At 68.1% G+C, this 21,240-nt stretch carries 22 protein-coding genes; 8 read left to right on the forward strand and 14 right to left on the reverse strand.

Annotated features, from left to right (window positions below):
* Window positions 1-126: 126 nt before the first annotated feature.
* The 3 genes from AC1D0A_RS00400 to AC1D0A_RS00410 all read right to left on the reverse strand — a co-directional run bounded on the left by AC1D0A_RS00400 (window position 127) and on the right by AC1D0A_RS00410 (window position 2,775).
* Entirely contained in the window at window positions 127-444 is a 318-nt protein-coding gene (locus AC1D0A_RS00400) for a hypothetical protein (protein ID WP_243181720.1), read from the reverse strand.
* 63 nt (window positions 445-507) lie between these two features.
* On the reverse strand, window positions 508-813 hold the full coding sequence (locus AC1D0A_RS00405) for a DUF1508 domain-containing protein (RefSeq protein ID WP_028276137.1): 306 nt from the start codon (window positions 811-813) through the stop codon (window positions 508-510).
* A 174-nt stretch (window positions 814-987) separates the two neighbouring features.
* On the reverse strand, window positions 988-2,775 hold the full coding sequence (locus AC1D0A_RS00410) for a glycoside hydrolase family 15 protein (RefSeq protein WP_028276136.1): 1,788 nt from the start codon (window positions 2,773-2,775) through the stop codon (window positions 988-990).
* 89 nt (window positions 2,776-2,864) lie between these two features.
* Between AC1D0A_RS00410 and AC1D0A_RS00415 the strand changes: the two genes are divergently transcribed.
* Window positions 2,865-3,620: a DUF72 domain-containing protein gene (locus tag AC1D0A_RS00415; RefSeq protein ID WP_476942828.1), complete on the forward strand. Its 756-nt coding sequence runs from the start codon at window positions 2,865-2,867 to the stop codon at window positions 3,618-3,620.
* Between the two features lie 75 nt (window positions 3,621-3,695).
* Window positions 3,696-4,763: an App1 family protein gene (locus tag AC1D0A_RS00420; RefSeq protein ID WP_230010202.1), complete on the forward strand. Its 1,068-nt coding sequence runs from the start codon at window positions 3,696-3,698 to the stop codon at window positions 4,761-4,763.
* Window positions 4,764-4,805: 42 nt separating this feature from the next.
* On the opposite strand, the gene AC1D0A_RS00425 is transcribed toward AC1D0A_RS00420, so the two are convergent.
* Entirely contained in the window at window positions 4,806-6,323 is a 1,518-nt protein-coding gene (locus tag AC1D0A_RS00425) for a GH1 family beta-glucosidase (protein WP_476944938.1), read from the reverse strand.
* A gap of 123 nt (window positions 6,324-6,446) precedes the next feature.
* Here AC1D0A_RS00425 and AC1D0A_RS00430 point away from each other — a divergent pair, with 123 nt between their 5' ends.
* Window positions 6,447-6,992, forward strand: coding sequence for a TspO/MBR family protein (locus AC1D0A_RS00430; RefSeq protein WP_476942830.1), 546 nt, complete (start codon window positions 6,447-6,449; stop codon window positions 6,990-6,992).
* Window positions 6,993-7,009: 17 nt separating this feature from the next.
* Here the strand turns inward: AC1D0A_RS00430 and AC1D0A_RS00435 are convergent, their stop codons facing one another.
* Both AC1D0A_RS00435 and AC1D0A_RS00440 read right to left on the reverse strand, forming a co-directional pair.
* Window positions 7,010-7,375, reverse strand: a complete 366-nt coding sequence (locus tag AC1D0A_RS00435; protein ID WP_243181715.1) for a J domain-containing protein — start codon at window positions 7,373-7,375, stop codon at window positions 7,010-7,012.
* Window positions 7,376-7,440: 65 nt separating this feature from the next.
* A complete protein-coding gene (locus AC1D0A_RS00440; protein WP_279294384.1) occupies window positions 7,441-7,869 on the reverse strand; it encodes an Hsp20/alpha crystallin family protein in 429 nt (142 codons plus the stop codon).
* A gap of 136 nt (window positions 7,870-8,005) precedes the next feature.
* Between AC1D0A_RS00440 and AC1D0A_RS00445 the strand changes: the two genes are divergently transcribed.
* Window positions 8,006-8,293 carry a MerR family transcriptional regulator gene (locus tag AC1D0A_RS00445; protein WP_243181714.1) on the forward strand — a complete coding sequence of 96 codons (288 nt, stop codon included), beginning with the start codon at window positions 8,006-8,008 and terminating at the stop codon, window positions 8,291-8,293.
* 6 nt (window positions 8,294-8,299) lie between these two features.
* On the opposite strand, the gene AC1D0A_RS00450 is transcribed toward AC1D0A_RS00445, so the two are convergent.
* Window positions 8,300-9,082: a phosphatase PAP2 family protein gene (locus AC1D0A_RS00450; protein WP_243181713.1), complete on the reverse strand. Its 783-nt coding sequence runs from the start codon at window positions 9,080-9,082 to the stop codon at window positions 8,300-8,302.
* Window positions 9,083-9,316: 234 nt separating this feature from the next.
* Between AC1D0A_RS00450 and AC1D0A_RS00455 the strand changes: the two genes are divergently transcribed.
* The 3 genes from AC1D0A_RS00455 (at window position 9,317) to AC1D0A_RS00465 (ending at window position 12,550) form a co-directional block, all read left to right on the forward strand.
* Window positions 9,317-10,975 (forward strand): purine-cytosine permease family protein, encoded by a 1,659-nt coding sequence (locus tag AC1D0A_RS00455; RefSeq protein WP_476944939.1) that lies wholly within the window; start codon window positions 9,317-9,319, stop codon window positions 10,973-10,975.
* On the forward strand, window positions 10,972-12,138 hold the full coding sequence (locus AC1D0A_RS00460) for a cyclase family protein (RefSeq protein WP_476944940.1): 1,167 nt from the start codon (window positions 10,972-10,974) through the stop codon (window positions 12,136-12,138). Before AC1D0A_RS00455 ends, AC1D0A_RS00460 begins: the two co-directional genes overlap by 4 nt.
* A 202-nt stretch (window positions 12,139-12,340) precedes the next feature.
* Window positions 12,341-12,550 (forward strand): hypothetical protein, encoded by a 210-nt coding sequence (locus tag AC1D0A_RS00465; protein WP_028276129.1) that lies wholly within the window; start codon window positions 12,341-12,343, stop codon window positions 12,548-12,550.
* 139 nt (window positions 12,551-12,689) lie between these two features.
* Here AC1D0A_RS00465 and manD read toward each other — a convergent pair whose 3' ends face one another.
* The 7 genes from manD to AC1D0A_RS00500 form a co-directional block, all read right to left on the reverse strand.
* Entirely contained in the window at window positions 12,690-13,919 is a 1,230-nt protein-coding gene (manD, locus tag AC1D0A_RS00470; RefSeq protein ID WP_243181711.1) for a D-mannonate dehydratase ManD, read from the reverse strand.
* A gap of 143 nt (window positions 13,920-14,062) precedes the next feature.
* Window positions 14,063-15,094: a sugar kinase gene (locus AC1D0A_RS00475; protein ID WP_476944941.1), complete on the reverse strand. Its 1,032-nt coding sequence runs from the start codon at window positions 15,092-15,094 to the stop codon at window positions 14,063-14,065.
* Window positions 15,094-15,765 (reverse strand): bifunctional 4-hydroxy-2-oxoglutarate aldolase/2-dehydro-3-deoxy-phosphogluconate aldolase, encoded by a 672-nt coding sequence (locus AC1D0A_RS00480; protein ID WP_476944942.1) that lies wholly within the window; start codon window positions 15,763-15,765, stop codon window positions 15,094-15,096. The genes AC1D0A_RS00475 and AC1D0A_RS00480 overlap by 1 nt, the downstream gene beginning before the upstream one ends.
* A 77-nt stretch (window positions 15,766-15,842) precedes the next feature.
* On the reverse strand, window positions 15,843-16,991 hold the full coding sequence (gene dgoD / locus AC1D0A_RS00485) for a galactonate dehydratase (RefSeq protein WP_243181709.1): 1,149 nt from the start codon (window positions 16,989-16,991) through the stop codon (window positions 15,843-15,845).
* Window positions 16,992-16,998: 7 nt separating this feature from the next.
* The gene (locus AC1D0A_RS00490) at window positions 16,999-17,892 is read right to left on the reverse strand and encodes a carbohydrate ABC transporter permease (RefSeq protein ID WP_243181708.1); all 894 of its coding nucleotides are present in this window, start codon (window positions 17,890-17,892) and stop codon (window positions 16,999-17,001) included.
* Window positions 17,889-18,857: a carbohydrate ABC transporter permease gene (locus tag AC1D0A_RS00495; protein WP_243181707.1), complete on the reverse strand. Its 969-nt coding sequence runs from the start codon at window positions 18,855-18,857 to the stop codon at window positions 17,889-17,891. Before AC1D0A_RS00495 ends, AC1D0A_RS00490 begins: the two co-directional genes overlap by 4 nt.
* Before the next feature lie 132 nt (window positions 18,858-18,989).
* Window positions 18,990-20,285 carry an ABC transporter substrate-binding protein gene (locus tag AC1D0A_RS00500; RefSeq protein ID WP_243181706.1) on the reverse strand — a complete coding sequence of 432 codons (1,296 nt, stop codon included), beginning with the start codon at window positions 20,283-20,285 and terminating at the stop codon, window positions 18,990-18,992.
* Between the two features lie 140 nt (window positions 20,286-20,425).
* Here AC1D0A_RS00500 and AC1D0A_RS00505 point away from each other — a divergent pair, with 140 nt between their 5' ends.
* Complete coding sequence (locus AC1D0A_RS00505; protein ID WP_243181705.1) at window positions 20,426-21,190, forward strand: FadR/GntR family transcriptional regulator; 765 nt, start codon at window positions 20,426-20,428, stop codon at window positions 21,188-21,190.
* The last annotated feature ends 50 nt before the right edge of the window (window positions 21,191-21,240 follow it).

Consider the following 21,240-nt stretch of genomic DNA (forward strand, 5'->3'; position numbering starts at 1 on the left):
TTCAGCCCGGCTGCGGGGCGGACGGCCGAGCGGCGGGAGGCGCTTCAGCCCGGCTGCGGGGCGGACGGCCGAGCGGCGGGAGGCGCTTCAGCCCGGCTGCGGGGCGGACGGCCGAGCGGCAGCCGCCTAGCGGGAGTCGTCGCCGCGGTCCCGGGCCTGCCGGCCCGTGCGGTAGCCGGACCAGAACGCCAGCAGGAGCAACCCGGTGCTGATCAGCGCGACCCCTGCCCAGATCCACGGGCCCATGATCATGAGCCCCTGCAGCACGACCGGCCCCGTGGCCAGCGGAGCATACGCGACCCAGCCAAAGTCCTCCTGCGTCCCCGGCCGGGCAAGAAGGGCCAGCCCGGCGAGGAGCATGGCCGCGGCAGTGAGCGGCACCGCCACACGGCCCAGCAGATTCTTGCGGGCACGGCCGGAGTTCCGATTCCCCCGCTGCTCCATGGCCATACTGTAACCGTTCGGCGCGGCGAACCGGCTGGGGAAACGGCCTACTCGATGATCAGGTCAGGTACGGGCCTGCGCCCTCTTGCCCGCCAGCGAGCCCCCCAGGGTGGAGTTTGAGCGCCCGGCACCGCCGCGCCGCCCCCTGATCACCCGGGCGGACGATCCGGGCACGGCGGCCCGGCCATCGGCGCTGCGGTCCCTGATCAGGCCGGTTCCGGCGATTTCCCTTGCCTGGGCGACGCCGGCAACGGCGGCTTTCTTGGTGGGAAACGTCACTGAGACTGCCATCAGTTGCCCTGCCCCGTCCATCATCCGAATGCGGTAGCCGCCGTCGGGCGCGTCCACGAGCTCAAAATATCCCGCCATTTGCAACACTCCTAGTTCCCTCGTATCCCCCGCCGGGATATTAGTAAGTGTACTTATTTTACGGTGCGGGGAAAGTGCTGAAGGTCCCGCTCTTCGTCCGTCGGCGGTCGCCGCGGCGGGGCCGCGGGGGCCACTGAGGGGCCGCGGGGGCCACTGAGGGGCCGCGGGCGCGGATCACGGAAGCGGGGTGTCGCTACGGCGGACGCCGTCTTCATGCAGTTCCAGCGCGCTCATGACGAGGGCGAAGTGGCTGAAGGCCTGCGGCGTGTTGCCCAGCTGCCGGCCGGTCTCGACGCCCCACTCCTCGCTGAGGAGCCCGACGTCGTTGCGCAGCGCCAGCAGGCGCTCGAACAGCTCCCGGGCCTCGTGGCGCCGGCCAGCCCCGATCAGGGCCTCGACCAGCCAGAAGGAGCATGCCAGGAACACCCCCTCCTCGCCGGGCAGCCCGTCATCGCTCTGTGCCGGCAGGTAGCGGCGCAGGAAGCCGTCGTGCGTCAACTCGCGCTGGACCGCGTCGATGGTTCCGATGATGCGCGGATCATCCGGCGGGAGGAACCCCACCCGGGGCAGCAGCAGGAGGCTCGCATCCAGCTCCGGCCGCCCGTAGGACTGCACGAACGTGTTGCGGTCGGCGTCGAACCCGTTGGCCATGACCTCGGCGTGGATGGCGTCACGCAGCTCCTCCCAACGGTCCGCCGGGCCGGTCAGGCCGAAGTCCCGGACGCCCTTGACCATGCGGTCCGCCGCCACCCAGGCCATCACCTTGGAGTGCGTGAAGTGGCGTTGCGGGCCGCGCATTTCCCACAGCCCGTTGTCCGGCTGGCGCCAGGCCGTCTCCAGATGTTCCATGAGGGCCACCTGGACGTCCCAGGCGTCGTCGGTGTGTTTGAGCAGGGAGTTCCGGGTCAGGGACAGGCAATCGAGGACCTCGCCCCAGACGTCGAGCTGCAGCTGACCGGCCGCACCGTTACCGGTCCGCACCGGAGCGGAGTTTTCGTAGCCCTTCAGCCACGGCAGTTCGAGCTCCGGCATCCGGCGTTCGCCGTGGAGCCCGTACATGATCTGCAGATCCGCCGGGTCCCCGGCGATGGCGCGGAGCAGCCAGTCGCGCCACGCGCCGGCCTCCTCCGTGTAGCCCGCGGCCAGCAGCGCCTGCAGCGTGAGCGTGGCGTCGCGGAGCCAGCAGAAGCGGTAGTCCCAGTTCCTGGTGCCGCCGATCTCCTCCGGCAGCGACGTCGTGACGGCGGCCACGATCCCGCCGGTGGGGGCAAACGTCAGGGCCTTGAGCGTGATCAGCGAGCGCTGGACGGCGTCGCGGTAGCGCCCGGTGACCGTGCACTTCGCCGACCAGCGAAGCCAGAACTCCTCGGTGGACGCCAGGACCGTTTCCGGGTTCACCGACCGCGGCCGGCGGAGGTGGCTGGGGCTCCAGGTCAGCACGAAGGGCACACGCTCCCCGGCCTTGACCGTGAAGTCGCTGACGGTATGCATCCGCTCACCGCGCAGCGGCGCCTCGGTCACCAGATAGGCGGCATCGGGCCCGGCGACGGCGTGGATCCCGAGCTCGTCGTGGCGGACCCACGGCACAATATGGCCGTAGTCGAACCGGAGAGCCAGTTCGCCGCGCATCCGCACCGTGCCGCGGACACCGACCACGATCCGCACGATATCCGCCACCTCGTCCCGGGGCGGCATGAAGTCTATGATCCTGACCTTGCCCTCGGGCAAATCCCACTCGGTTTCAAGGATCAGCGTGCCCTTCCGGTAGCGGCGGCGCGTGCATTCCCCGCCGCCCGCCGGCGCCAGGAGCCACCGGCCGGCCGCGGGGGAATCGAGGAGGGCGCTGAAACAGGCCGGCGAGTCGAAGCGCGGCAGGCACAGCCAGTCGATGGAGCCTTCGGTGCTGATCAGGGCAGCGGTGTGCAGATCGCCGACCATTGCGTAATCCTCGATGCGTACCATGACACTTACAGTGCCACACCGGCATCCCCCCGGCACGGTGGAGGGAGCACGGTGGAGGGCGCACGGCGGAGGGCGGAAGGGGAAGGGGCATGGCAGGGCACGTGGCCGCTGTGCGGATCGGCACTTCCGGCTGGAGCTATGACCACTGGGACGGGGTCCTCTATCCGCCGGGCCTGCCGGCCCGGGACAGGCTGGCATATTACGCGGCCCGCTTCGACACCGTGGAATTGAATGCCAGCTTCTACCGCTGGCCGAAAGAGGACTCGTTCGCCAGCTGGCGCCGCCGCCTGCCCGACGGTTTCGCCCTGTCCGTCAAGGCGCCCCGCGGCCTGACGCATGCCAAGAAGCTTTACGCCCCCGAGGTCTGGGCGGACCGGATCACCCGGTGCTGGCACGAACTCGGCGACAAGCGGGCCGTGCTGCTCGTCCAACTGCCCCCGGGTTTGGCGCGCGACGACGCCCGGCTGGACTACTTCCTGTCGGCTCTGCCCGGCTGGATCCGCGTGTGCGTGGAGTTTCGCCACCCCAGCTGGGACGACGACGCCGTATACGACCTGCTGGAACGTCACGGCGCGGCCTACTGCATCATGAGCGGCGCCGGGCTCCCGTGCGTCCTGCGCGCCACCGCGGCGTTCGTCTATATCCGGCTGCACGGCCCCGACCACGACGTCCTGTACGGCGGGTCCTATTCCGATGACGACCTGCGCTGGTGGGCGGACCGGATCCGCGAGTGGCAGGCCGGCGGCAAAGACGTCTACGCGTATTTCAACAACGACGGCGGCGGCAACGCCGTCCGCAACGCCGCCACACTGCGCGGGCTGCTGGGTCAGCCGCCACGCTGGTAATCCGGCGCGGCGGGGGCCCGGGTCCGGGGACCCCGCCGGCACGGCCGGAGCCCGGCACTGTGGGAGAGTGGAGGCATGGAATTGGCCTCGCAACCAGCGCAGCAGCTGCCCGTGTCCGGCAACAGGGCCTTCCGGCTCGCCCACTGGGTGTCGGACACCGTCAACGGGTTCCGGCTCAAGACGGCCCGGCGCTGGAAGTTCAGCCCGCAGACAGTCGCGTATCAGGGCTACGGCTCGACCGAGTGGGTCAGGGTACTGGGCCGGGTGGTCCTCACCAGCCGGCCGGTGCCCGGCGGCAAGGCGGAGCGGCTGGCCCTGAACGGCAACCAGAACTTCCGCGGCTGGCGTGCCTTCACGAGCGTCCCGGTCCAGTTCACCGAGGTGGAGATCCAGATCGGCGGCGTCACCACCCGCGTGCATGCGGACCGCGGCGGCCTGGTGGACACCCTGGTTCACGTGGCGTTGACCCCGGGCTGGCATACGGCCGTGCTGCGCGCCGAGGGAACGGAACCGGTCGAGGCCAGGATTTTCGTGATCTCGCCGGACACCAGGCTGGGCATCGTCTCGGACATTGACGACACCATCATGGTCACCGCCCTCCCCCGGCCCTTCCTGGCGCTGTGGAACACCTTCGTCCTGAACGAACGGGCACGGATGGCGACACCCGGCATGGCCGTCCTGCTGGATCGGCTCAAGGTGGAGCACCCGGAGGCGCCGGTGATCTACCTGTCCACGGGGCCGTGGAACGCAGCTCCCACCCTGGCCCGTTTTATTGCCCGGAACCTCTATCCCTCCGGCGCGCTGCTGCTCACGGACTGGGGACTGACGCACGACCGCTGGTTCCGCAGCGGCCAGGAACACAAACGGCGGAACCTTGAGCTGCTGGCCCAGGAGTTCCCGAACATGCGCTGGCTGCTGTTCGGCGACAACGGCCAGCACGATGAAGAGATTTACTCCGGCTTCGCGCAGAAGCACCCCGACCAGGTGGCCGCGATCGGCATCCGGCAGCTCTCGGCCAGCGAGGCCGTCTTCGCCGGCGGCCACTCCGACACCGGAGACCACTCGGAGTCCTCCGTCCCGTGGTTCTATTCGCCCGACGGCGCGGGGCTCGCCAAGGGCCTGCAGGACCTGGATCTGCTCTAGGTTGACCCGGCTTGAGGGGCGTCAGGCTGCCGGGTGCGGCTCTCAGACGTCGGCGGTTTCGTCCTGCCCGCCGGCGCCGCCGGGCTGCGCGGCGCTGCCCGGCTCTCCGGCGGACGCCGCGCTGCGGGCCGCAATGACCTCCTGGAGCCAGTAGTAGGAGGCCTTCGGCGTGCGGACCTGGGTATCGAAATCGACGTGCACCAGACCGAACGGCTGCTTGTAGCCGGCGGACCACTCGAAGTTGTCCATGAAGGACCACACATAGTAGCCGCGAAGGTCGATGGCCTCGGCGGCGCCGCCGGGACGCGTCGCTTCCAGGGCCGTGCCGATGTGGTCTGCGAGGTAACGCAGACGCCGTTCGTCCGGGATTATCCGGCGGTCCGTCCCGACAGGCTGGACCACGACGTCCTCGAAACTGGCCCCGCCCTCGGTGATGAAGACCGGGGGCAGATCCGGGTAGCGGTCGGCCATCTCGGCCAGGGCGACGGATATGAATTCGGGCTTGACCGGCCAGCCGTAGGCCGTGGTCTCGGTGTCCGGGAACTGCGCGATGTGGAAGGGCGCACCGGGTGTCCCGCTGAGGTCGTCCCCCATGGCCTCGGCCATTCCGGGCGGCACGGCCCCCTCACCCGGACCCGCCCCGACAAGGGTGGGCATGTAGTAGTTCAGGCCATAGAAATCCAGGGGCTGGGAAATCAGCTCCATGTCTTCGCTGGACGGGCTGAAGGACGACGAAAAGAAGGTGGCGGCCCGGATAACATCCGGGTATTTGCCGAGCAGCACCGGATCGGCGTAGAGCCGGTTTTGCGCCACATCCATGAGTCCGGCACTGACCTTGTCCAGCGGGTTCGCGGTGGCCGGGACCATCGGTGAGTAGACGTTGGTGATGCCGATGTCGCCCGGCACCTTGGCGGCACGCAGCGCCTGGAGCGCCAGGCCGTGGCCCAGCAGCTGGTGGTGCACGCTGGGGAGGGCCTTGAGCATGAGGGCCTCCCCGGGCGCGTGCATGCCCAGGGCGTAGCCGTTGGTGGTGACTGTGGCGGGCTCGTTGACAGTCACCCAGCGCCTCACGCGGTCCCCGAAGGCAGACGCGGCGATGGCGGCGAAGTCCCCCAGCCGGTAGGCCGTGTCACGGTTCATCCAGCCGCCGGCCTCGTCCAGGGGCAATGGGGTGTCCCAGTGGTAGAGCGTGGCCATCGGGGAAATGCCGTTGGCGAGCAACAGGTCGATCAGCCGGTCGTAGAAGTCCAGCCCGGCAGGGTTCGCGGGTCCGCTCCCGCCGGGCTGGATCCTGGACCAGGACAGCGAAAACCGGTACGAGTCGATCCCCAGCTCCTTCATCAGAGCCACGTCCTCGGGCATCCGGTGGTAGTGATCGCAGGAAACGGCCGGGCTCTGGTCCTCCACGATCGACCCCGGCTTCGCGGCGAAGACATCCCATCCGGAAGGGCCGCGGCCGTCTTCATCGAGTGCACCCTCGATCTGGAAGGCGGAGGTCGCCACACCCAGGGTGAAGCCGGGCGGAAGAAGGGAAGCCAGATCCTTGGCGGAAGCGTTCATCGACGGGGACCTCTATGTAGTTTCGGTGGTTGGTTGACTGATCTTAGGCTCCCCCGGGGGTGAGCGCCACGACCCTGGCCGTTTGACGGACGCGATGCCAACGGCCACTGTTGATCGGTGCACGTGAAAATTGAACAGGGCGTCAACCGCCGGCCGCCGGCGCCGCCCAGCCCCGGCCGGCAGGCGGCAGCCCTTCTTTGCTTCCTGGCGGTTTCCCATGGGGTGTCCTTCGTGGCGTCGCTGGTCATTATCGGCAACGCCGGCGGCTGGTACGCGGCGGCAGAGAAAGCTCCTTGGACTCCGCCGGGCTGGGCCTTCGGAGCGGTCTGGACGGTGCTCTACACGACCATGGCAGTGGCGGCGTGGCTGGTCTGGCGCCGGGGAACAGGACTTCGCTCCGGGCGCGGCCGGGGGGCCATGACCGTCTACGCCATCCTGCTGCTCGTCAACCTCGCCTGGGCGCCCCTGTTCTTCGGCATGTACCCCATGGCCGGCGGGGCCGCGCTCTGGCTGGCCCTGCTGCTCATCGCCGTCCATACGGTGGCTGCCGCCGTCACGGTGGTCCGGTTCGGCCTGATCAGCCGGGCGGCGGGACTGCTCATGCTGCCGTACCTCTCCTGGATCGTGTTCTCGCTGAGCCTGAACGCCTATGCCGCCGCCAGCAACTGATCCCAAGTGTTTCCCGGTCACGGCCCGGGTTCCCAGCGGACGGGGAGCACGCGCACAAGGGGATCCCGACGCCGGATGATGTGCACCGGGATGTCGCGGCTGCCTTGGCCGGCATGGTCGTTCCGGTGATGGAAGGTGTCGTCCTCGACGGCGGGACGCCAGCCGCCGGCGTCGTAGTCCGCCCGGCTCCTGGCGTCCCGCAGCACGGCGAAAGCGTGCAGGATGGCGCCGACATCGGGAGGGTCGGGGTCAGACTGGCCGACGTCGGGATGGTGCCGGCGCATCAGCGCCCGGAAGGCGCGGCCAATCTCCTGCCGGCCCGCCTCCGGCGAGACGTGCAATAGCGCGTAGTAGCCTCGGGGATCAGGGTTCCTGCCGGCCATGGTCGGTCTCCGTTGCCTGCAGCCGGAGCCGGAGCGACGCTGCGGGCGCCGCGCCGGCCCGGGGGCTACTTCCCGATCTCCTGCATCTTGTCCTGCGAACGGGTGACTTCAATCTTCCGCGGCTTGGCGGCCTCCGCCACCGGGATGCGGAGCGTCAGGACGCCGTCGGCGTAGTTTGCCTTGACGTCCTCCGTGTCCAGGGTGTCGCCGAGGATCAGCTGGCGGCTGAACACTCCACGGGGGCGCTCCGAGACCGTCAGTTCCACGTCGGGCCGCGCCGGGTCCCGCCGTTCCGCCCGGACCGTCAGGACGTTGCGCTCAATGTCGAGTCCGATCGAGTCGACATTGACGCCCGGAAGATCGAACGCGACGACGAATACGCCGTCTTCCTGCCACGCGTCCATGGGCATGGGCGCCGGGCGTGCCACCGTCCCGAACACCTGCTGCGCAAGCCGGTCGAAGTCACGGAACGGGTCCGTCCGAATCAACATCATTTCCCACTCCTTCAGCGAGACTTGATCTGCATTCCTTCTACAGCCCACCACAATTTTTGTGTGGTAGTGGGTATAGATTTTTTATAGCACCGGTGAAACACTGATGCAAGGGAATTTCCGGAACGGGAGGAAGACCATGGCGGACCGAGGCGCGAATTCAGGCCTGTACGCCATCTCGGTGGTGGCGCAGCTGGTGGGCACGGGGCAGCAGAATATCCGGCTCTACGAGCGCCGGGGGCTCCTCGCGCCGGACCGCACTGCGGGTGGCACCCGGCAATACAGCGACGCAGACCTTGTGGTGCTGCGGCGGATCGGCCAACTCCTGGCAGAGGGGCTTAACCTGGCCGGCGTGGCCAAGGTGATGGAACTCGAGGCCGCCAACGCCCGGCTGCGGACCGAACTCAAGCGGGCGCGCAGCCGCTGACGGTGCTCAGTCCTGGCTGGTGTCGGCGGTGGAGAGCGTCCCGGTGACCTGTTCGCCCGGAATCCGCGCCGTCCGCCAGGTGTCCAGCGCAATGACGCCGCCCAGGATCACGAGCGAGATCGAGAAGGCGCCCAGGGCATCGGTCATCCAGTGGTAGCCGAGGTAGAGGCGGCTGACGGCGGCGAAGAAGATGCCGATCCCCGCCACGATGAAGGCGATGACAGCGGACATGGGGTTCTTCCGGCGCGAAAAGACCAGATACGTGGTGACCAGCAGGAAGTCGCACGCGCCAAGGACGTGGCCGGACGGAAACGAGAACGTGGAGTCGGCGCCGAAGAGCATGAGGTCGATCGGAGGCCGGTGGCGTTCGACGATGTGGCCGATGACCTGCGCCAGAATGACGCCGGTCAGCATGGCGCCGGCCAGGAGCATCGGCCGCCAGGCGTGCTTGGCGAGCAGGCCCCAGGCCACCGTCACGATTAGGACGATGATTGGCAGGCCGATAGGGCCGAAGATGATCGCAAGGATGATCATGATGATGGTGGTGGGTTCCGCGCGCAGGGTCAGGAGCCAGGTCCGCACGGGCTCATCCGCCGCCGAGATGCCGCCGTGCTGCAGGACTCCGGCGAGGATTACCACGAACAGCACGGCGCCCGCGATCATCAGGACGACGGCGGTCCGGTAGAGATTCCGGCGCGCCGTCACGCTCATGAAGCGCTCCTCCACGACGAACTTTTCGTGGAAGGTCCGCCACCGTCCCTGGGGTTTGCCTGCTTGAGCCTGTGCCATGTCGCTGTGCCGCCTTTGCGCCGTGTTGTGGATGGTCCCCGTTGAAGATTATCCCTGTTATTCACCGGGCGGCGGGCACATCGGCCGCCCGGGCTTCCCGCGGCAGGGTCCCGGTCCGGCGGCCGGTTGCGTAAACCGCCGGCCGGACAGGGCAGGGCCTTGCTGTGAGCCGCTTCACAGTGTAGCCTCCAACACAACTTGTGATGCTTATAAAGCAACTCTTAGGAATCAATGATGAGCTGGATGGAGAACGACATGGTCGAGGAAAAGCCTGACGGCGCCGGCGCAGGGCGGAACCGCGGCAAGGTCACGGACGTGGAGACCTACGGCATTGAGCGGATCCCCGAAAAGGACCGCAATGCCAGCGCCTTTGACTTGTTCAGGGTTTCGTTCGGCGGTGCCAACACCTTTGCCACCGCCTTCCTGGGCGCATTTCCGATCCTGTTCGGCCTGTCGTTCTGGCAGGGGCTCGCCGCGACGGTGACGGGCCTGGTTGTCGGCGCCCTCCTGCTGGCGCCCATGGCCGTCTTTGGCCCCACGAACGGAACCAACAACGCGGTGTCCTCCTCCGCCCACCTGGGCGTGCACGGCCGGGTGGTCGGGTCATTCCTGTCACTGCTGACCGCGCTGGCATTTTTCTCCATCTCGGTCTGGAGCTCCGGCGATGCCCTGGTCGGCGGGCTGAACCGGCTGGTCGGCCTGCCGCAGGACATGGGCTCGTTCGCCGTCGCCTACGGCCTCTTCGGTGGACTCGTTCTGGTGGTCTGCGTCTACGGGTTCAAGTTCATGCTGCTGGTGAACAAGATTGCCGTCACCGCGGCCACCCTGCTGTTCGTTGTCGGCTTCATCGCCTTCGCGGGCGACCTCAACCTGAACTTCGAGGGTGCCTTCGGAACCGGATTCGACGGCGTCGGCGTCGCAGGGTTCATCCCGGCGTTCATCGGCGCGGCCCTGATCGTCATGTCCAACCCCATCTCCTTCGGCGCGTTCCTGGGCGACTGGGCGCGCTACATCCCGACCGCCACCCCGAAGCGCAAGGTCATGGGCGCGGCGCTGCTGGCCCAGCTGGCCACCCTTATTCCGTTCGTCTTTGGCCTGGCCACGGCGTCCATCATCGCCACCAAGGCGCCGGAATTCATGGACCCGGCGGCGCCGAACTACGTCGGCGGCCTGCTGGCGGTCTCCCCCGCCTGGTACTTCATCCCGCTCTGCGCCATCGCCCTGATCGGCGGCATGTCCACCGGGGCGTCCTCGCTGTACGGGACCGGCCTTGACTTCAGCAGCGTCTTCCCGAGGTTCAACCGGGTCCAGGCCACCCTGTTCATCGGGGTCCTGGCGATCGCCTTCATCTTCGCCGGCCGCTTCGCCTTCAACCTCGTCCAGAGCATTTCCACGTTCGCCACCCTGATCGTGACCTGCACCGCGCCCTGGATGGTGGTGATGATCATCGGTTTCATCACCCGCCGCGGCTGGTACGACGCCGATGCCCTCCAGGTGTTCAACCGGCGCCAGACCGGCGGACGGTACTGGTTCAACCACGGCTGGAACCTGCGCGGCATGGCGGCCTGGCTGGTCAGCGCCGGCGCCGGGTTGAGCATGGTGAACATGCCCGGCCAGTTCCAGGGGCCCCTGGGCAACCTGGCCGGCGGTGTGGACATCAGTCTGCCGGCATCGCTGGGGCTTGCAGCCGTCCTCTACCTCGGGCTGCTGTGGATCTTCCCGGAGCCGCGCGGAGTGTTCCCGGCCGCCGGGCCGCGCTGGATCCCCGCGAAGGACACCCCGGTGCCGCCGGTCATCGATGCGGCTGGAAACACGGTCGCCGCCGGAACACCGGAGGCAGCCGCGCCGGACCTGCACGGCGACTTCGACACGGAACTGGTGGGCCAGCGGTGACGTGGTTCGATCTCAGCGTCCCGCTGCGCACGGGAATGCCTGTCTATCCCGGCGACCCGGAGGTCCGGATCGCATCGGCACTGACCGTGGAGGCCGACGGCGCCAACGTGCTCTCGCTCGGACTGGGCTCCCATTCGGGTACCCACGCCGACGCACCGCTGCATGTGGGCAACGGCTGGGCAGCTTTGGACGAATTGCCGCTGTCCCTTTTCGGCGGCGTCGCCGAAATCGTGGACGTCCGGGACGTGGCCCGCGGCGGCGCCATCACCGCCGCGCACTTGGCGGGAATCGCCCCGGCGGGCTCAGCCGGGGAGCCAGGGAAACCCGGGTATCCGGGCAGTCCAGAGAAGATCCTCCTGCTGCACACCGGCTGCGCTGCGGCGTGGGGAACGGAGGAGTACCTCAAGCACCCGTGGCTGGAGGCTGCGGCGGCGCAACTGATCGTGGACCGCGGCTACCGCGCCGTAGGCCTGGATGCCCTCAGCGTGGATCCCACCTCCCCCGGCGCCACGCACGGCGACCAGCAGGGCAACCAGGACGGCGGCCCGGCCGGCGGCGGTTTCCCCGCCCACGACATTCTGGCCGGGAACGGCTGCATCATCGTGGAAAACCTCACCGGACTGGAGCAGGTCCAGCGGGCCACAGACGCAGGATCCGACGTCGAGCTCTTCCTCTTTCCCCTCCGTATCCCCGGGGCCGACGGCGCCCCGATCCGGGCCGTGGCCCGGCCGCTGCCGGCAGCGGCGCTGCGGCCGGCAGCGCCCCGCGACCTCAGCCGCGAAGAGGTCCAGGAGGCAGCCGACCGCCTGGTCGCCGCCTTCGCCGCCACGGACACCGAGGCCTACTTTGCGGCCTTCAGCCCGGAGGCGACCTTCATCTTCCATCCGGAAGCCCAGCGCCTTGGGTCCCGCTCCGCCTACCGCACCCTGTGGGACAGCTGGCTCGCCGGTGGCTGGCGTGTGCTCGAATGCCGGAGCAGCGAGCAGGATATCCAGCTCCTCGGGGCTACCGCGGTGTTTTCACACCGCGTGGCCACGACGGTCCGGGTTGACCGGGACGGTGGCCGCGATACGAGCGATGAACGGGAGACCATCATCTTCTCCCGCGCCCCCGACGGCGGCATTGTTTGCATGCACGAGCATCTTTCGGCCTGCCCGCAGTGATGCCGGGTGATTAGACTCACTGGGACCACCCGGGCCTGGGTGGATCTGCAGGTCAGCCGCCCGGGCCGCAATGTGCGGGCATTTGGCGTCCGCACGGGCCACGCGCTCATGCGGCGTGGTGATTTGACGGGCCAATAAATATGACGTTACTGTTCCTGAATCCATTGGGGCCGACTAGAAGTACTCCAAGAAAGACAGAGCGATGACCACCATTACCGAGCCCATTGAGATCCAGGTCGACAACCGGCGCGTGCTCGACGACCGACTCAACGACGCCGTCCGCGGGCTGCAGCAGCTCGCCATGACAACCGGGACGCACGGCATTTTGCTCACGCGGCACAAGCCGGGCCACTACACCGCGGCCCTCTCCGACCAGGTCCCCTTCGGCATGACCCGGGAACAGGTTCACTAAGCAACCAGCACACCGGACGCTGAGAGCCGGACTCAAAAGAGCCAGGTCCCGGGCGGCTGAGCATCGACTCGCCGCCCGGGACCTTTTTGGTGCTTAAGGCACTGCCAGCCGCCAGTGCCGGTTACCTGTCGTGGCCGGGTTACCAGTCATGGACGGTGCCGTCGACGAGGCGGTTGTAGGGCAGGTAGGCCTGCTGGTAGGGGAACGCGGCGGCGGCTTCTTCGTTGAATTCGACGCCGATGCCGGGCTTGTCGCCGGGGTGCAGGTAGCCGTCGACGAAGGTCATGGATTGTTCGAAGACCTCGTTGGTTTTGTCCGAGTGCTGCATGTATTCCTGGATGCCGTAGTTGTGGATCGCCAGGCCCACGTGCAGCTGCGCGGCGAACCCGACCGGGGAGATGTCGGTGGGGCCGTGGAAGCCGGACTTGATCTGGTACTGCGCGGCGTAGTCCATCACCTTCTTCAGCGGGCTGATCCCGCCGAAGTGGGTGGAGGCTGCCCGCACGTAGTCGATCAGCTGTTCCTTGATCAGGGCCTGGTAGTCGTAGACGGTGTTGAAGATTTCCCCGATCGCGAGCGGGGTGGTGGTGTGCGCCCGGACCAGGCGGAGGGCTTCCTGGTTTTCGGCCGGGGTGCAGTCCTCGAGCCAGAACAGGTCGTAGGGTTCGAGCGCCTTGCCCAGCTTCGCGGCCTGGATCGGGGTCATCCGGTGGTGCCCGTCGTGCAGCAACGGGATGTCCGGGCCGAACTCGTTGCGCACGGCCTCGAACACGGTGGGCAGGTGGCGGAGGTAGGCGCGGGTGTCCCAGTCCTCTTCCTGCGGGAACGCGCCGCGTCCGGCCGGTTCGTAGTCGTAGCGTTCCCCGGAGGCCTGGGCCTGGGCCGCGACGCCGTAGACGGCCTTGATCCCGGGCACGGCGGTCTGGATCCGGATCGACTTGTAGCCGAGCTCCAGGTGCTCACGGACCGAATCGAACAGCGAGGGCAGGTCCGCGCCGGAGGCGTGCCCGTAGGCGCGCAGCCCGTTCCGGGACGCCCCGCCCAGGAGCTGGTAGACCGGCATCCCGGCGAGTTTGCCCTTGATGTCCCACAGCGCCATGTCCACGGCCGCGATCGCGGCCATCGTGACCGGGCCGCGGCGCCAGTACGAGGACCGGTACAGGAACTGCCAGGTGTCCTCGATCCGGTGCGGGTCCTTGCCGATCAGCAGCTGCGCGACGTGCTCCTTCAAATAGGCGGCCACGGCGAGCTCGCGCCCGTTCAGGGTCGCGTCCCCGATCCCGGTCACGCCGTCCTCGGTGGTGATCCGCAGGGTCACGAAATTCCGGGAGGGGCTGGTGACGAACACTTCAGCGGCAATGATTTTCACAACAGGTCCTTTTCTGCTCTTACAGGGGGTGTCTTAGTTGCCCGGCGCCAGCGGGAACGGTGGGAGCGCCGCCGGCGGCGCCGGACGGCCGGACGCCGGCCGAAGAACCGTCAACGCCGGTACGGCGGGCTTAAAGCGGGGGCTTAGCGCTGGGTGGTTCCGCCCGGCGTGGTCCCGAGCAGTGCCAGCTCCGCACGGCCGGGCAGGCCTTCCCAGTCCCCCGCGGTGCTGACGGCGAAGGCTCCCGCCAGGGCGCCGCGCTGCAGGCGGCCGGCGACGTCGGCGCCGTCGAGCAGGGCGGACAGGTAGCCGGCGGTGAAGGCATCCCCGGCGCCCACGGTATCGATGCTGGTCACAGGCACGGCGGGCACTTCCCACCGCCCGTCGGCGGTGTGGACACCGGCACCGGCGGCGCCGCGCTTGACCACGACTTCGCGGACGCCGCGCTCCAGCAGTTCGGCGGCCATGGCTGTTTCGGCGGCATCTGCATCTGTATCGGCATCGCCGGGGTGCGGTGATCCCTCCGGGCCAGCTCCCACCGGGGCCGCGACCAGCCCGAGCTCATCGTCGGAGGCGATCACGATGCTGGCGTGCCGGGCAAGCGGCGTGAGCGCGGCGCGGGCCTCCTCCCGGGTCCAGAGCTTGCTGCGGTAATTGACGTCGAGGGAGACCTCCATGCCTTCGGCGGCGGCGCGCTCGGCCGCGTAATCCACGGCCTTGCGGGCGTCGGGGCTGAGGGCGGCGGTGATGCCGGTCAGATGCAGGATCCGGGCCCCTGCCGCCAGGGCACGGTCCAGGTCCTCCCGGCCGAGGGTGGACCCGGCGGATCCGGCGCGGTAGTAGAAGGCCCGGGTGACATCCGCGGTGCGCTGTTCAAGGAACATCACCCCGGTGTTCCTTGCCGCGTCAATCCGGTGCCGCAGCCCGATTCCCTCGGCGCGCAGCTGCCGCAGAATGTACTCCCCGTGCGGGTCGGCGCCGACAACCCCGGCCCAGGTGACGCTGTGCCCGAGCCGGGCGACCCCGACGGCCACGTTCGATTCGGCCCCGGCCACGTGCATGCCGAGGCTGCCGCCGGCGGACAGCGGGCCGGTGGACCGCAGCGAGACCATGGACTCGCCAAACGTCAGCAGGTCGACGCCCTCCCCGGCCAAAGCCGGGCCGACGGCGGCCATCACCGCAGGCTCTCCGCGCGCGGGCGGCCGAACCCGGCGGCCAGGGTCACGAAACCGCGGGCCCGCTCCCGCATCGGGGCGAGGTCGCCGCCGGAGCCGGCATCGCCGAACAGCGGTCCGCCGAGCCCCACGGCAATGGCGCCGGCTTCCCAGTAGCCCTCGGCTTCATCCAGCCCGACGCCGCCGACGGCGACGAACGGGATCCCGGGGAACGGGTCGCGGAGTGCCTTGAGGTAGCCCGGACCGCCGATGGAAGCGGGGAAGAGCTTGACGGCCGTGGCGCCGCGGTTCATGGCTTCGTGGGCCTCGCTGGGTGTCAGCGCACCGGCGAGCACAGGCAGTGCCAGCCGGGCCGACTCGGCAATCGACTCTGCCAGCGACGGGGTCACCATGAACTGGCCGCCCGCCTCGGCGACGCGGGCAACGTCCTGGGCCGTCAGCACCGTTCCGGCACCGACGAAGCAGCCCGCGGGGGCGGCCGCGCGGACTTCCCGGATGGCTTCAAGGGCCCGGGGTGTGGTGAGCGCTATTTCGACATACCGGAAGCCCTCCTCCATCGCCGCGAGGGCTGCCTTCGCGGCGGCCGCGCCGTCCGTGCCGCGCACAATGGCCACCAGCCGGCTTTCCTGGATCCCGGCCAGCAGCAGTTCGGGCGTCAGGGTGTTCTCCATGTCAGGCTTCTCCTTCAAGGCAAATACGTCGGGGCAAATACGTCGGGGCAACAGGTCCGGTCCCAGCGTTCCGGCGTTCACCACTCGGCGAAGGCGCCGTCGGGGTGCCGCCAGACGGGACCGCGCCAGGCATGCCCGCGCTTGTCCGCGGCCCGGACTACGGCCTCGTCGATCTCGATGCCCAGGCCCGGGCCGGTGAGCCGTTCGATGTGTCCGTCCACGAACTTCAGCGGGGACTTGTCCACCACGTAGTCCAGGACTTCGGCGCCCTGGTTGTAGTGGATGCCGATGCTTTGCTCCTGGATCAGGAAGTTGGGCGTCGCGAAGCCCACCTGCAGGCAGGCGGCGAGCGCCAGCGGGCCCAGCGGGCAGTGCGGGGCGAGCTGGACCTCGTAGATTTCGGCGAGCGAGGCGATTTTGCGGACCTCGGTGATGCCGCCGGCGTGGGAGAGGTCCGGCTGGGCCACGGCGATGCCGGCCTGCAGCGCGGGCAGGAATTCCTGCCGGCTGTAGAGCCGCTCACCGGTGGAGACCGGCGTCGTCGTGGAGGACGTGAACTCGCGCAGCAGGTGCGTGTTTTCCGGGACCACCGGCTCTTCGAGGAAGAACGGCCGGTACGGTTCCAGCAGCGGCGCCACCCGGCGGACGTTGGCGAGGCTGAAGCGGCCGTGGAAGTCCACGGCGACGTCGCGGTGGTCGCCGAGGACCTCGCGGGCGGCGGCGACGCGGCGGACGACGCCGTCGAGCTCGGCCACGGAGGCGATGGGGCTCATCCTGCCGCTGGCGTTCATCTTGACCGCCGTCAGGCCGACCTCCAGCTGCGCGCTGATCTGGTCCGCCACCTCATTGGGCTCATCCCCGCCCACCCAGCCGTACATCCGGATCCGGTCCCGGACATGGCCGCCGAGCAGCTGGTGCACGGGCGTGTTGAAGTGCTTGCCCGCGATGTCCCAGAGCGCCTGGTCCAGGCCGGACACGGCGCTGGCCAGGATCGGCCCGCCGCGGTAGAAGGACCCCTTGGTCATGACCTGCCAGTGGTCCTCGATCCGCAGCGCATCGTTGCCTATGAGCAGCTCCGAGAGCTGGTCGACGGCGGTGCGTACGGTTTCGCTGCGGCCTTCGCAGCTCGCCTCGCCCCAGCCGACGATCCCGCTCTCGGTCTCGACCCGGACGAAGAGCCAGCGCGGCGCGACGAGGAACGTTTCAATCCTGCTGATGAGTGTCATCTGTTGCCTAGCCCTTGGTCGCGCCGGCGGTCATGCCGGAGACGATGTACTTCTGCGTGAAGAGCGCAATGATCATGATCGGAATGGTGACCACGGTGGCGGCCGCCATGAGTCCGCCCCAGTCGATGCTGGCGTAGGAGACGAAGTCGAAGATCGCGACCGGCAGGGTCTTGGTCTTGGAGCCGGAGAGCACCAGGGCGAACATGAAGTTGTTCCACGAGAAGATGAAGGACAGGATGCCGGCGGTGGCCATGCCGGCGACGGAGAGCGGCAGGGTGATGCGGCGGAAGGCGCCGATCGGGGTGAGGCCGTCCACTTGGGCCGACTCCTCCAGCTCCAGCGGCAGGGAATCGAAGTAGCTCATCATGATGTACACGATCAGCGGCAGCGCGACGAACATGTGGCTGAGGATCAGCACCTCGAAGCCGCCCACCATCTTCAGGTTGGAGAAGACGTAGTACCAGGGCACCAGCAGGGAAACGCCGGGGATGACACGGGCCATCAGGACCACAAGGGCCGAGCGGTGCATCGTGAACCGGCTCATGGCGTAGGCGGCGGGCACGCCCAGGACCAGCGACAGGGCAGTGGAGACGAAGGCCACCCAGAAGCTGTTGAAGATGAAGACGAAGTAGTTGTTCCGCTGCAGCACATTGGCGTAGTTCTCGAACGTGGGGGTGAACAGGAACGACTTGCCGGTGTCGTAGATGTCCACGTTGGTCTTGAGGGATGCCAGCAGCATCCAGAACAGCGGGGCGATCAGGAACAGCACCACGGCCACCAGTGCCGCCACGCGGAACACCTTGTACGCGCGGGTGCCCAGCGGCTTCCGGGGGCGCGGCGCGATCTTGGCCGGCACGGCGGCGACCGTTTGGGGTTCGGTGTTTTCGGACACTACGGTCATTTGCTTACCGCTTTCTTGCGCATGGTCAGCAGCCACATGGAGCCGATGATGATCATGAAGAACAGGATCAGCACCGCGGAGGAGAGCCCGTACTGGTTGTAGTCGAAGCTCAGCCCGTAGGCGTAGACGTTGAGCGTTTCCACTTCGTGGAAGGACCCGCCGCCCTTGCCCTTGGTGGCGTAGAGGATGTCGAAGGTCTTCAGGGCGTCGATGCCCCGGAGCAGGATGGCGACGATCACGGTCGGCATCATGAGGGGCAGCGTGATGAAGAAAAAGCGCTGGAAGGCGTTGGCGCCGTCCATCCGGGCCGCCTCGTCGGGTTCCTCGGAGAGCGAGGTCAGTCCGGCCAGGAGGATCAGGACCACCATGGGGGTCCACTGCCACACGTCCATGAAGATGGTGGTGCCGAGCGCCGTGTCCTGGCCGGAGAGCCAGGGCTGGCCGGGAATCCCGACCATGCCGAGCAGCTGGTTGACGAAGCCGATGTTGGGATCGAAGATCAGCCGCCACATCATGCCGACGGCCACGGGAGTGGCGACGAGCGGGAGCAGGATGGCCACGCGGACCCATTTTTCGCCGCGGAACGGGCGCCACAGCAGCAGCGCAATGCACATGCCGAGGACCACTTCGCAGACAAGTGCAACGCCGGTGAAGCTCAGCGTGCGGCCGACGGCGGGCCAGAAGCGTTCGACGTCGGAGAGGACCGTGAGGTAGTTCTGCACGCCGACAAACTCGGAGGCCGCCCGGACGGAGCCCTGTGAATCGGTCAGGCTCAGGTACAGGGTCCAGCCGAGGGGGAAGACGATCAGGACGCCGACAAAGATCATGGCGGGGGCGGCGAAGAGCCATTTGCGGTGCCGGTTGGCCCAGCCGGAGAAGTTCTCGCGTGCACCGGGGGTGCGGGCGCCCTTACGGCCGGACGGCGGCTGGGTCTGGGCGCTGCGGGGAGTGGTCAATACAGACATGGTTCACCTAAGGAGTTGGGGGTGAAGTGAAAAGCTGGCCGCGGCGGGACGGCATCGGACCGCCGTCCCGCCGGGCTGTTTGGTGCTCAGGCGCAGTGCTCAGGCGCGAAGCCTGGCTGGCGCGCTGGGGCGTTACTTCTTTTCGCTGTCCAGGAACTTCTGGAAGGCGTCGTGCGCCGTGTCGGCTGCGGCGGACGAGTCAGAGCCGGTGATGGTGGCGACGATCGGGCCGCCCACGATTTCGCGGGCCTTGCCTACGGTGACAACCTGGGGACGGTCGTGCCCGACGCCGTTCTTGGCGCTGGCGGAGATGGCCTCGGCGAGGTCCTTCGGGTAGGTGGAGGTGCCGGCCTGGTCAGCCCAGACCGACGCGCGGGGTCCGGGGACTCCGGCCTTCTGTGCCTCGAGGGTGCGTTCCTTGCTGGTGGCCCACTGGATGAACTTCCAGGCGTTGTCCTGGTTGCTGGATGCCTGGTTGATGGCGAGGCCCCAGGACGGGATGTTGTACGGCTTCGAACCGGCGGGGCCGGCGGGCAGTGCGGCGAAGCCGACGGTGTCGGCGACCTTGGACTTGGCCGGGTCGGTGGCGTTCTTGTAGAGCGAGTCGGCCTCCGTGTAGAAGGCGGCCTTGCCCTGGGTGAAGATCGCCATTGCCTCGGGCCAGCTCATGTCGGTGCTGACGTTGTCGGGGCCATAGTTCTTGATCAGGCCGCCGTAGAACGCGTAGGCCTTCTTCGCGGCGTCGGAGTTGACGGCGGACTTGCCGCTGGCGTCGGTGAAGTCGCCGCCGAAGCTGTACAGGAAGCTGGAGAACTGGGTGACGGCGGCGGACTTGCCGGTGCGGGCCACGAAGCCGGCCGTGCCCGGGGAGGCAGCCTTGATGGCCTTGGCCGCGGCCTCGAGCTCGTCCATCGTCTTGGGAACCTCCAGGCCGGCGGCCTTCAGCAGGTCCTTGCGGTAGTAGAGGACTTCGCGCTCGGTGATGATCGGGACGCCGACCACCTTGCCGTCAGCGGTGGTGGCCTTGACCGGGCCCTCCTGGTAGTCCTTCCAGTCCCACGCGGCGTCCGAGGAGACCTTGGACGTCAGGTCCGCGAGGTAGCCGTTCTTCGCGAACGCCTTTCCTTCCTGGAGCGGGCGGTACATCATGACGTCGATCTCGTCGCTGCCGGCGTTGAGCTTGACGTTGTACTGGTCCGAGAGCTGGTCTTCGCCCAGCTGGGTCAGTTCGACCTTGAGTCCGCTGGACTTCTCGAATTCCGGAATGGCTGCCTTGATGCCCTCGGTCCAGACGTGGTTGGCGAGGGTGACCCGGACGGTGCCGGAGGTCTTGGCGTCGGCGCTGCCGCTGGCCCCGCCGCAGGCGGTCAGGCCCAGGGACAGGACGGCGGCGACGGCCGCGTACTTCGCAATTGAACGTCGCTTCATTACGACTTCCTTTGGTTTTCAGGGCTGGGCGTCTCTGTCCAGCCGGCTGCAAATGCATCTTTACATCTGCTCTGGAAGTGATCTTAGGTAAATAAAGCAGATTTATACAAGACCTTGTGGGCCGCCAGTATGATTTATTTATGAAAACTCCAAAGGCGGAGCCAACAGCAGACCTGCATGCCGTGCTGCTCCAGAACCTGGGGCTTGCCATCGCCGAAGGGACGCTGGCACCGCACTCGATCCTGCGCCTGGACGAGATCGAGGCCCGGCACAACGTCTCCCGGTCCGTGGTGCGGGAAGCCACCCGCGTGCTGTCCTCCAAGGGGATGCTGGAGTCGCGGCGGCGGCTGGGGACGGTGGTGCAGCCGGAGGAATCGTGGAACGCGTACGACCCGCAGGTAATCCGCTGGCGGCTGGCCTCGTCAAAGCGGCTGGAGCAGCTGCAGGCCCTGAACGAGCTCCGCGGGGCAATCGAACCGGCGGCCGCCCGGCTCGCTGCCGGGAGGGCTTCCTGGGATGCCGGCAGCGACCTCGTCTCGCTGGCCGCACGGCTGTGGGCATCCGGCCAGCGCGGAGACCGGGACGAGTTCCTGCGGCTCGACATCGAATTCCACGCGTCGGTACTCCGGGCCTCCGGCAACGCCATGTTCGCCCAGCTGCATAACCTGGTGACCGAGGTGCTGACCGGGCGCACCCAGCACGGACTCATGCCGCACTTGCCACACCACGAGGCCCTGCAGCTGCACGTCGATGTGGCCAGCGCTATTCAGCGCGGCGAGGCGGACGCCGCGCACGCCGCCATGAGCAGGATCGTGGAGCAGTCCACGGAGGAAATGGGCGACATCTGGTCCAGCTATCATGCCGGCGGCCCCGCCTCCCCCGAAGGGCAGCGCTTCCCCGAATGACAACGCGGGGACACTTCCGGCCCATCCCCGGACCGGCGCTAAGTGACCCC

This window comes from Arthrobacter sp. P1_D4 (genome assembly GCF_056406115.1).